Here is an 11,273-nt window from a genome sequence, read left to right on the forward strand (position 1 = left end):
TTGACATAATAAATATCAAAAGTAATCTTTTAAGGAGGTCATTATTATGCCTAATTACGTTAAAGCGGATCAGTTTTTTTATCCATTTGGCATTCGTCGCGGTGGGTTCTTAGAACTTGTTGATGGCAAATTTGGGAAACATGTGGATCAAATTCCTGAAGGAGCAGAGGTTCTTGACTATACTGGTTATAGCATTGCACCAGGTCTTGTGGATACTCATATTCATGGATATGCAGGTGTAGATGTGATGGACAACAACATTGAAGGTACATTGCATACTATGAGTGAAGGACTTCTTAGTACCGGTGTTACCAGTTTCTTGCCCACAACTTTAACAGCCACTTATGAGCAATTGCTTGCAGTCACTGAAAATCTTGGAAACCATTATAAAGAAGCAACAGGTGCTAAGATTCGTGGGATTTATTATGAAGGTCCATATTTCACAGAAACTTTTAAGGGGGCACAAAATCCAACTTATATGAGAGACCCGGGTGTTGAGGAGTTTCATTCTTGGCAAGATGCTGCAAAAGGGATGCTAAATAAAATCGCTATTGCACCAGAACGTGATGGGGTGGAAGATTTTGTACGTACTATTACAGGTGAAGGTGTGACAGTTGCACTTGGACACTCAGATGCGACATTTGAACAAGCTAAGAAGGCAGTTGATGCTGGGGCTAGTGTATGGGTACATGCCTATAATGGGATGCGTGGTTTAACACACCGCGAACTAGGTATGGTAGGAGCTATGTATGAGCTCCCACATACTTACGCAGAATTGATTTGTGATGGTTATCACGTAGATCCAAAAGCTTGTGAGATTTTACTTAAGCAAAAGGGGACAGAAAACATCGCTCTTATTACGGACTGTATGACAGCTGGTGGGCTTGAAGACGGTGACTATATGTTGGGAGAATTCCCTGTTGTAGTAGCAAATGGAACTGCACGTCTCAAATCTACTGGTAATTTGGCAGGTTCTATCCTCAAACTTAAAGATGGTATGAGAAATGTAGTCGAGTGGGGTATTGCAAATCCACACGAAGCGGTCATGATGGCTAGCCTTAACCCAGCAAAATCTGTTCATATTGACGATGTCTGTGGACAAATTCGTGAAGGTTATGATGCAGATTTTATTGTTTTAGACAAAGATTTGGAATTGGTAGCAACCTATCTAGATGGTGTGAAACGTTATCAAGCATAAGAGAGAAAGCAGAAGTTAGAGGCTAGCTTCTGCTTTTTTATCTATATTGCTTTACCGGTAAATAAAAAAGTTAAAAAAATCACAAAAAAACTTGAAGAAACAAATGAAAAGGCTTACAATTATGTTATAAATAGTACAAATAAAAAAACGGAGGAGTACTTTATGAAAGCTTATACTTATGTTAAACCAGGACTTGCTTCTTTTGTTGACGTTGACAAACCAGTTATTCGCAAGCCAACAGACGCTATTGTGCGTATCGTAAAAACCACTATTTGTGGAACAGACCTCCATATTATCAAAGGGGATGTTCCTGCTTGCCAAAGTGGTACCATTCTTGGCCACGAAGGAATTGGGATTGTTGAAGAAGTCGGAGAAGGAGTTTCTAATTTCAAAAAAGGTGACAAGGTCTTGATTTCTTGTGTCTGTGCCTGTGGTAAATGCTACTACTGTAAAAAAGGAATTTATGCCCACTGTGAAGACGAAGGGGGCTGGATTTTCGGTCACCTGATTGATGGTATGCAGGCTGAATATTTACGTGTCCCTCATGCAGATAACACTCTTTACCACACTCCAGAAGACTTGTCAGATGAAGCCTTGGTTATGCTATCAGACATTCTGCCTACTGGGTATGAAATTGGTGTCTTGAAAGGGAAAGTAGAACCTGGTTGTAGTGTAGCCATTATTGGTTCAGGACCTGTTGGATTGGCTGCTCTTTTGACAGCTCAATTCTATTCACCAGCTAAATTGATTATGGTGGATTTAGACGATAACCGCTTGGAAACTGCCCTATCATTTGGTGCGACTCATAAGGTTAATTCTTCAGACCCTGAAAAAGCGATTAAAGAAATTTATGATTTGACAGATGGTCGTGGTGTGGATGTCGCTATCGAAGCTGTTGGTATTCCTGCAACATTTGATTTCTGTCAAAAGATTATCGGTGTAGACGGAACGGTTGCCAACTGTGGTGTGCATGGTAAACCAGTCGAATTCGATTTGGACAAACTTTGGATTCGCAACATCAATGTAACAACTGGTTTGGTATCTACAAATACAACTCCACAATTGTTGAAAGCACTTGAAAGTCATAAGATTGAACCAGAAAAATTGGTAACTCACTATTTCAAACTCAGTGAAATTGAAAAAGCCTATGAAGTTTTCAGTAAGGCAGCAGACCACCATGCAATCAAAGTCATTATCGAAAACGATATCTCAGAAGTCTAGGTAGTAAAAAGATTTTGGAATACAAGCAAATAGAAATTCAGTCATCCATCAGATGGCTGGATTTTTTATCAAGAAATTAAGAAATGAGCATATTTCTTTCCTTGTTTGGCGGAATTGGTTATAATATACGGTACAAAGGAATGAATGAATATGTATCGTGTTATAGAAATGTACGGAGATTTTGAACCGTGGTGGTTCTTAGAAGGTTGGGAAGAAGATATTGTAGCAAGTAAGAAATTTGACCAGTATTATGATGCTCTCAAATACTACAAAACTTGCTGGTTTAGATTGGAGCAAGAATCCCCTCTTTATAAAAGTAGAAGTGATTTGATGACCATTTTTTGGGACCCAGAAGACCAACGCTGGTGTGATGAATGTGATGAGTATTTACAACAATACCATTCTTTGGCTCTTTTGCAGGATGAGCAGGTTATCCCAGATGAAAAATTACGTCCAGGCTATGAAAAACAAACAGGTAAGGAAAGGCACCGTTCTTGCCGTATGAAATTAAAATAGAGGAAAAGTAACTTTTTTGGAGTTGCTTTTTTTATTTTTCCAAATCTTTGCGAATAGTATAGGTGAGGAGGTAAGTATGGTTCAAGAAATTGCACAAGAAATCATTCGTTCGGCCCGGAAAAAAGGGGCGCAAGACATTTATTTTGTCCCCAAGTTAGACGCCTATGAGCTTCATATGAGGGTAGGAGACGAGCGCTGTAAAATCGGTTGTTATGATTTTGAAAAATTTGCGGCAGTCATCAGTCACTTTAAGTTTGTGGCGGGTATGAATGTAGGAGAAAAGCGACGTAGTCAACTTGGTTCCTGTGATTATGCCTATGACCAGAAGATGGCATCTCTACGTCTATCTACTGTAGGCGATTATCGAGGACATGAGAGTTTAGTTATTCGTTTGTTGCATGATGAGGAGCAGGAGTTGCATTTTTGGTTTCAGGATATTGAAGAACTGGGTAAGCAGTACAGGCAACGGGGACTCTATCTTTTTGCTGGTCCAGTCGGCAGTGGCAAGACAACCTTGATGCACGAATTGGCTAAATCAATATTTAAAGGACAGCAAGTCATGTCCATCGAAGATCCTGTAGAAATCAAGCAGGACGACATGCTCCAGTTGCAGTTGAATGAAGCAATCGGGTTGACCTATGAAAATCTAATCAAACTTTCCCTACGTCATCGACCAGATCTCCTGATTATCGGAGAAATTCGAGACAGCGAGACGGCGCGTGCTGTGGTCAGAGCCAGTTTGACAGGGGCGACAGTCTTTTCAACCATTCACGCCAAGAGTATTCGAGGTGTTTATGAACGCCTGTTGGAGTTGGGTGTGAGTGAGGAGGAATTGGCAGTCGTTTTGCAGGGAGTCTGCTATCAAAGATTAATCGGGGGAGGAGGAATCGTTGACTTTGCAAACAAAGACTATCAAGAACACCAGCCAACTAGCTGGAATGAACAGATTGACCAGCTTCTTAAAGATGGACATATCACAAGTCTTCAGGCTGAAACGGAAAAAATTAGCTACAGCTAAGCAAAAAAATATCATCACCTTGTTTAACAATCTCTTTTCCAGCGGTTTTCATCTGGTGGAGACCATCTCCTTTTTAGATAGGAGTGCCTTGTTGGACAAGCAGTGTGTGACCCAGATGCGCACGGGCTTGTCTCAGGGGAAATCATTCTCAGAAATGATGGACAGTTTGGGCTTTTCAAGTGCCATTGTCACTCAGTTATCCCTAGCGGAAGTCCATGGAAATCTCCATCTGAGTTTGGGAAAGATAGAAGAGTATCTAGACAATCTAGCCAAGGTCAAGAAAAAACTAATTGAAGTAGCGACCTATCCCTTGATTTTGCTGGGATTTCTTCTCTTAATTATGCTGGGACTACGTAATTACCTGCTACCACAACTGGATAGTAGCAATATTGCTACCCAAATCATTGGCAATCTGCCACAAATTTTTCTAGGCATGGTAGGGTTTGTTTCCGTACTAGCCCTTTTAGCACTAACTTTTTATAAAAGAAGTTCTAAGATGCGCGTCTTTTCTATCTTAGCACGCCTTCCCTTTCTTGGAATCTTTGTGCAGACCTATTTGACAGCCTATTATGCGCGTGAATGGGGTAATATGATTTCTCAAGGGCTGGAGCTGACGCAGATTTTTCAGATCATGCAGGAACAAGGTTCCCAGCTCTTTAAAGAAATCGGTCGAGATTTGGCTCAAGCCCTACAAAATGGTCAGGAATTTTCTCAGACTATAGGAACCTATCCTTTCTTCAAAAAGGAGTTGAGTCTCATTATTGAGTATGGTGAAGTCAAGTCCAAGCTGGGGAGTGAGTTGGAAATCTATGCTGAAAAAACTTGGGAAGTCTTTTTTACCCGAGTCAATCGTACCATGAATCTGGTGCAGCCACTGGTTTTTATCTTTGTGGCACTGATTATCGTTTTACTTTATGCGGCAATGCTCATGCCCATGTATCAAAATATGGAGGTAAATTTTTAAAATGAAAAAAATGATGACATTCTTGAAAAAAGCTAAGGTTAAAGCTTTCACTCTGGTAGAGATGTTGGTGGTCTTGCTCATCATCAGCGTGCTTCTCTTGCTCTTTGTGCCTAATTTGACCAAGCAAAAAGAGGCGGTCAATGACAAAGGAAAAGCTGCTGTTGTTAAGGTAGTGGAAAGCCAGGCAGAGCTTTATAGTTTAGATAAAAATGAAGATGCTAGCCTAAGTAAGTTACAAGCAGATGGGCGAATCACAGAAGAACAGGCTAAAGCTTATAAAGAATACCATGCTAAACAAAATACCAGTCAAACCGTTGCAGATTAAGGCCTTTACCATGCTGGAAAGTCTCTTGGTTTTGGGACTTGTGAGTATCGTTGCCTTGGGCTTGTCAGGCTCTGTCCAGTCCACTTTTGCGGCGGTAGAGGAGCAGATTTTCTTTATGGAGTTTGAAGAACTCTATCGGGAAACCCAAAAACGCAGTGTAGCCAGTCAGCAAAAGACTAGTCTAAACTTAGATGGGCAGACGATTAGTAACGGCAGTCAAAAGTTGACAGTTCCTAAAGGCATTCAAGCACCATCAGGACAAAGTATTACATTTGACCGAGCTGGGGGCAATTCGTCTCTGGCTAAGGTTGAATTTCAGACCAATAAAGGAGCGATTCGTTATCAATTATATCTAGGAAATGGAAAAATTAAACGCATTAAGGAAACAAAAAATTAGGGCAGTAATTTTACTGGAAGCAGTGGTCGCTTTAGCTATCTTTGCCAGCATTGCGACCCTCCTTTTGGGCCAAATTCAGAAAAATAGGCAGGAAGAAGCAAAAATCCTGCAAAAGGAAGAAGTTGTGCGTGTAGCTAAGATGGCCCTGCAGACAGGTCAAAATCAGGTAAACATCAACGGAGTTGAGATTCAGGTGTTTTCTAGTGAAAAGGGATTGGAGGTCTACCATGGTTCAGAACAGTTATTGGCTATCAAAGAGCCATAAAATCAAGGCTTTCACCTTGTTAGAATCCCTGATTGCCCTCATTGTCATCAGTGGGAGTTTACTCCTCTTTCAAGCCATGAGTCAGCTCCTCATTTCAGAAGTTCGTTATCAGCAGCAAAGCGAGCAAAAAGAGTGGCTCTTGTTTGTGGATCAGCTGGAGGCAGAATTAGACCGTTCGCAGTTCGACAAAGTGGAAGGCAATCGCATTTATATGAAGCAGGATGGCAAGGAAATTGCGATAGGCAAGTCTAAATCGGACGATTTTCGGAAAACCGATGCCAGTGGACGAGGGTATCAGCCTATGGTTTATGGCCTCAAATCAGCTCAGATTACAGAGGATAAGCAATTGGTTCGTTTTCGTTTCCAGTTTCAAAAAGGCTTAGAAAGGGAGTTCATCTATCGTGTGGAAAAAGAAAAAAGTTAAGGCAGGTGTTCTCCTCTATGCAGTCACCCTGGCAGCCATCTTTAGCCTTTTGTTACAATTTTACTTGAACAGACAAGTCGCCCACTATCAAGATTATGCTTTAAATAAAGAAAAGTTAATCGCTTTTGCTATGGCTAAACGAACCAAAGATAAGGCTGAGCAAGAAAGTGGGGAACAGGCCTTTAATCTAGGTCAGGTGAGTTATCAAAATAAGAAAACAAACTTGGTGACAAGGGTTCGCACGCCTAAGAGCCAATATGAGTTTTTATTTCCTTCAGTTAAAATCAAAGAAGAGAAAACGGATAAAAAGGAAAAGGTAGTGACTGATTCAAACGAAAAAGCGGAGAAGAAAAAATCAGAAGAGAAGCCTGGAAAGAGAATTCCTAGCCAACCAAGCTACTTTGTGTTAAACTAAAAGCATGAAACATGATTTTAACCACAAAGCAGAAACTTTCGATTCCCCTAAAAATATTTTCCTTGCAAACTTGGTTTGTCAAGCAGTCGAGAAACAGATTGATCTTCTATCAGACAAAGAAATTTTGGATTTCGGTGGAGGGACGGGTCTGTTAGCCTTGCCTCTGGCCAAACAAACCAAGTTCGTTACTCTTGTAGACATTTCGGAGAAAATGCTGGAGCGAGCTCGCTTGAAAGCGGAGCGACAAGAAATCAAGAATATCCAGTTTCTGGAGCAAGATTTACTGAAAAATCCCTTGGAGCAAGAGTTTGATTGCATTGTTGTTAGTCGGGTTCTTCATCATATGCCTGATTTGGATGCGGCTCTCTCACTGTTTCATCAGCATTTGAAGGGAGATGGGCGACTCCTTATTGCCGATTTTACCAAGACGGAAGCTAACCATCATGGATTTGATTTAGCTGAACTGGAAAACAAGCTAATGGAGCATGGTTTTTCATCTGTGCATAGTCAGACCCTCTATAGCGCTGAAGACTTGTTTCAAGGAAATTACTCAGAACTCTTTTTTACAGTAGCCCAAAAATCACTTGCCTAGTCAGGGAGTGATTTTTTTGTGTACGACGGGCATGTCGTGTATATGAGGTGTAAGTCCTCTGCGGGCACCTGCTACCGGTGAACCCAATAGCGATTCCCAATCCTGACTATCGTGAGGTAGTGGGGAGAGGAAGGGATAGCGAAATCGTGGCTCTACAAACAGAAATAGCAGGGCAAGTTGTATAGAGTTTTGACGTTTTTTTGTCTAGTTTTCTAGTTTGATACTAAAAAATATACACCATTTTTGATATATATATATATATATATATCAAAAGAAGCAATTTGCTGATTTTATTAATATTTTTTGGTATGAATAGGTTTGTAGTAATATCACCTCATCTAGTGTTATACATAGAATTAAATAATAAAACTTTTTTATCATGAGCGTATATTGGGTTGACTTAATATAGTCAAAGAAGTAGAATATAATTAGGAAAAAATATCTTTTTAGAAGAAGGAGTTAAATATGTTTTTTAGGCGCCAAAAAGGTGAATATAGAGAGACGGATCGTGTGACCCGTTTCAAGTTGATCAAGTCAGGTAAGCATTGGTTGCGTGCCTCGACCTCTCAATTTGGTCTCTTTAAAGTCTTGCGTGGTGGTGTAGATGCTGCTCAGGTAACAACTGAAATGATCGAAGAGCAATCAGCAAATAAACTAACAGGATTGGATATCCTGAAAGGGATAGCCGCAGCAGGGACGGTACTTGGAGGAGCAGTTGCAACGCAAACAACGGTTTATGCCAATGACGCTCTTGAAAAGACAGTAGAGTCAAATCAAACACTTGCGAATACAGACACAGTAACTTTGGGAACAGTAAAAGATCAGGAGGGGGCTCAAGCCGACAGCCTATCAGTTTCTGTCAGCCAAAGCCAATCCTTGTCTGAGGAAGCTTCCAAGAATGCAAGTAAGCATCTTTCAGAAAGTGAAAGCCAATCAGTAAGTACTTCAACAAGTGCTTCTGTATCGGCAAGTACATCTGCTTCTGAAAGTGCAAGCACATCGGCATCAGAGTCAGCCTCAACAAGTGCTTCTCAATCACAAGCTGGAGCAACTTCTGAACTTGCAAAACCAGCAACATCAGAGACAGCTTCAAACAAAGAGACATCTGTTCGTAAGGAAGATGCAGCTAACGCAACAGCTGACGCAGCTCTTTCAAAAGTTATCACAGATAGCCTCGCATCTCTACAAGCAGTTGAAACTCGTTTGAGCCAAATCACATCAACAACTTCAAGTTTGGTGGATACGACGACAACAGCTGCCGTAGCGGCTACAGTATCTGCTGAGAGCAACAAGAAAGCTCAAGAAGACCGCAAACGTCTATCTAAAATCTCAGCTGATATGAGTGAGTACCTAGCTAAGTCCATCGGTTTGCCAAACACAACCGAAGCCGTAGCTAAGGTCAATGCAGCTGTAACAGCTATCGAAGATGCGCTAAAGATTCCAGGCGCTGATTTAACAGACGTTATCAAACAAGCGACACTTGCACGAAACTCTATCGCTAATGCAGTGCTCCGCGCCCATAACGGCAAACGTAGTGTGCTAAATGGTAGACCGATGGAGAGAGGAGTTAGCTTTAGGGAGGTAGCGCCTGAGAATACTCCAGGAAATACTAATATGGCAAAGGCTACAGTTGCCTATGTGATATCAGAGGCAGAATCAAAAAGTGAGCCCTTGGCTAATGGATACAAACCTGGTACCTATATTTATGCAACGCAAGGGAGACAAGCTAATAATAGACCACCCGAAAAATCCAATGTTCCTACACGTGTTGAGGTCAGAACAATTCGAAGCCAAGTTTACATGACTTCGCATAGACAGGGAACTACGACTAACTGGGAAGTTACTTTTAATGAAAGTGGAGATCGTCACGATAATCCTTATTTTTACTTTACGGTTCCAAAAGGGCATAACATTACCCATATGGAGGTTTATCAAAAGGATAATGGTAATTCGAATTCAAACTGGAATTTATTAGGAAGTAGTAATGACGGTAGTTCATTTTTACATAATTCTAAGAGTGGAGACCTTTTGGCGGCAGTTGGGAATACCTGGAATAATCAAGGCGGTTCTTATTATGAAAATGTAGCTGGTGTAGGGCCAAATGGGGTTGGACGTGGTTCGCTCACAAGTCTGAGAGATTTTGCCTTTAATAATCCAAGTGCATATTATCAGACAGATAAAATATCAGAAACGGTTAAACAGGCGGGAGATTTTGCTTTTAACACCATCGAAAGTGCTACAGCAAATGTTTATGCCTTGCACCCTAAGGGGAGTGCTCGTCAAGAAGGATATAAAATAAAATTTACGACAACAAGTCCAGAAAATACCGATGATTTTTATATGGCTGGTTTCCGTTCTTTGGAAGATTCTCGTCATAGAAATTACCTTCAAATGAATGGATCGAATGAACGATATGCACTAAAATTGAAAACTGGCGTTCCATCTACTTTTTTGAAGTATGGTAAATTGAATGACCTAACTAATGCTAATCGTTTGAATGCGATTGCAAATGCCTATGATAGATTAACAGGAGATATTACAGAGGTTCCTCCTTTAGAGCCTGGCCAGAGTATCACTTATGCGATTAGAGGGAGAAATGAGAGTTCTTCTTATATTCAATTTCTTGCTAACACTAAAGAAATTTCATTTTCTAAAGGAGAACATGACCTCAGGGTTACCGCTCCTAAGATGGGGACTCGTACTCTTCCGTTTCGAATTATCACTCAGGCTGATGCCTATGAACCTGTAATTAATAAGACAGTAGCTTCTAGCACGGTTTCTAAAGGGCAGGTGGTCGATCCTGTATCTATTATTCAGAAAATTGATGATAAATCTCGTGATATATCAGGGTTTGAACAGCCTTATGATATGGAACTTTACAATAGTCAGATTAATGGAGGAAGAAATACTGCTAGAGTTCTTCCAAACACCACTGCAGGAACAGGTAGTGATCTAAGTCGTTTAAACGTTAAGAATGTTGAATGGGTTGGCGGTAACGAAATTGGTTCAGGAATAGGGGAAAAGATGGCTGTAAAAGCTATTGTTAACGGTAAAGAAGTTTACTTACCTGTCCCTGAAGATATGGATATATCAAGATTGGGTTCACCTTTGTCTGCTAAAGATAAGCAAGCAATTCTTGCTCATAATGACTTACAAGGGAATGCTGCTACGATTACTGGTACTAAAGTAGGATTGACTAAGCAACTTAAGACCATTTATAAAGATGATGAGGATGGCGATTCAGTCGATGTTTCAGAAGTTTTCTTTGAAAATGTTGAGAAGGCTAGAGCTACAGCTCCTCGTGTTGATCCTAAGAGTGATGGTAGTGTAGTTGTTAGTCCAGTGACCGACAATGATAAGATAAATATATCTTATACACCGACTACACCGACGACTGCTAACACTCCTACTCAAATTACGATTAAGAAATCTGGAACTACATGGGAAAATAGTGATCCTCTTCCAGCTGGGGTGACTTTAGATAAATCGACTGGTAATGTGACTATTTCCGAAGAGGCAGTCAAAGATAACACTCCAGTTAATGCAATGTCTTATAACTTTAACTCAGATGGAGCGACAACCACTGCTACTGCGAAGGCACCGTATAGAGCTAAAACAGATCGTTTTTATGCCGTTGAAGGAGAAAATCCTAGTCAACTCAATGCTCGTGACTTTGTTGTAGATGGTAATGGTGGAGCTTTACCTTCAACAACTACTGTTACTTGGAAACCTGGAACTTTAGATTTATCAACTCCGGGTACGAAAAAAGCAACCTTACTCGTTACTAAAGGAAGTGATACTAAGGAAGTTGAGTATAACTATACTGTCTTAAAAAAGGTTAAAGCGAAAACTGAAAATGGAGTCACAGGTAAGTTCTTTGCATTTAAAGGAACGCAAGGAACAGGCCTTGCTAAAGTCGACGGAGGCTGGGCTAACAA

The 11,273-nt window shown here is 40.7% G+C and carries 12 protein-coding genes; all 12 read left to right on the top strand.

What is annotated here, in order from left to right:
* Positions 1–46 precede the first annotated feature (46 nt).
* Positions 47–1,198, top strand: a complete 1,152-nt coding sequence (gene nagA / locus N8M09_RS09310; protein ID WP_261064977.1) for an N-acetylglucosamine-6-phosphate deacetylase — start codon at positions 47–49, stop codon at positions 1,196–1,198.
* Between the two features lie 162 nt (positions 1,199–1,360).
* Positions 1,361–2,419, top strand: coding sequence for a zinc-dependent alcohol dehydrogenase family protein (locus tag N8M09_RS09315; RefSeq protein ID WP_033688031.1), 1,059 nt, complete (start codon positions 1,361–1,363; stop codon positions 2,417–2,419).
* Between the two features lie 150 nt (positions 2,420–2,569).
* Positions 2,570–2,935, top strand: a complete 366-nt coding sequence (locus N8M09_RS09320) for a DUF1033 family protein (RefSeq protein ID WP_000286405.1) — start codon at positions 2,570–2,572, stop codon at positions 2,933–2,935.
* Between the two features lie 76 nt (positions 2,936–3,011).
* Entirely contained in the window at positions 3,012–3,953 is a 942-nt protein-coding gene (gene comGA, locus N8M09_RS09325) for a competence type IV pilus ATPase ComGA (RefSeq protein ID WP_261064978.1), read from the top strand.
* A complete protein-coding gene (gene comGB, locus N8M09_RS09330; RefSeq protein WP_261064984.1) occupies positions 3,901–4,917 on the top strand; it encodes a competence type IV pilus assembly protein ComGB in 1,017 nt (338 codons plus the stop codon). Before comGA ends, comGB begins: the two co-directional genes overlap by 53 nt.
* Before the next feature lies 1 nt (position 4,918).
* On the top strand, positions 4,919–5,242 hold the full coding sequence (gene comGC / locus N8M09_RS09335; protein WP_000738641.1) for a comG operon protein ComGC: 324 nt from the start codon (positions 4,919–4,921) through the stop codon (positions 5,240–5,242).
* Positions 5,205–5,639 (top strand): competence type IV pilus minor pilin ComGD, encoded by a 435-nt coding sequence (comGD, locus tag N8M09_RS09340; protein WP_261064979.1) that lies wholly within the window; start codon positions 5,205–5,207, stop codon positions 5,637–5,639. Before comGC ends, comGD begins: the two co-directional genes overlap by 38 nt.
* Positions 5,602–5,904, top strand: a complete 303-nt coding sequence (gene comGE, locus N8M09_RS09345) for a competence type IV pilus minor pilin ComGE (RefSeq protein ID WP_071478895.1) — start codon at positions 5,602–5,604, stop codon at positions 5,902–5,904. The genes comGD and comGE overlap by 38 nt, the downstream gene beginning before the upstream one ends.
* Entirely contained in the window at positions 5,867–6,328 is a 462-nt protein-coding gene (comGF, locus tag N8M09_RS09350) for a competence type IV pilus minor pilin ComGF (RefSeq protein ID WP_261064980.1), read from the top strand. The genes comGE and comGF overlap by 38 nt, the downstream gene beginning before the upstream one ends.
* Positions 6,306–6,743, top strand: coding sequence for a competence type IV pilus minor pilin ComGG (gene comGG, locus N8M09_RS09355; protein WP_261064981.1), 438 nt, complete (start codon positions 6,306–6,308; stop codon positions 6,741–6,743). Before comGF ends, comGG begins: the two co-directional genes overlap by 23 nt.
* A 4-nt stretch (positions 6,744–6,747) precedes the next feature.
* Positions 6,748–7,335 (top strand): class I SAM-dependent methyltransferase, encoded by a 588-nt coding sequence (locus tag N8M09_RS09360; protein ID WP_261064982.1) that lies wholly within the window; start codon positions 6,748–6,750, stop codon positions 7,333–7,335.
* A 465-nt stretch (positions 7,336–7,800) separates the two neighbouring features.
* On the top strand, positions 7,801–11,273 hold a 3,473-nt coding region (locus tag N8M09_RS09365), incomplete at its 3' end, for an accessory Sec-dependent serine-rich glycoprotein adhesin (protein ID WP_261064983.1).

It is taken from the genome of Streptococcus mitis (assembly GCF_946190375.1).
Classification (GTDB): Bacteria; Bacillota; Bacilli; order Lactobacillales; family Streptococcaceae; genus Streptococcus; species Streptococcus mitis_CJ.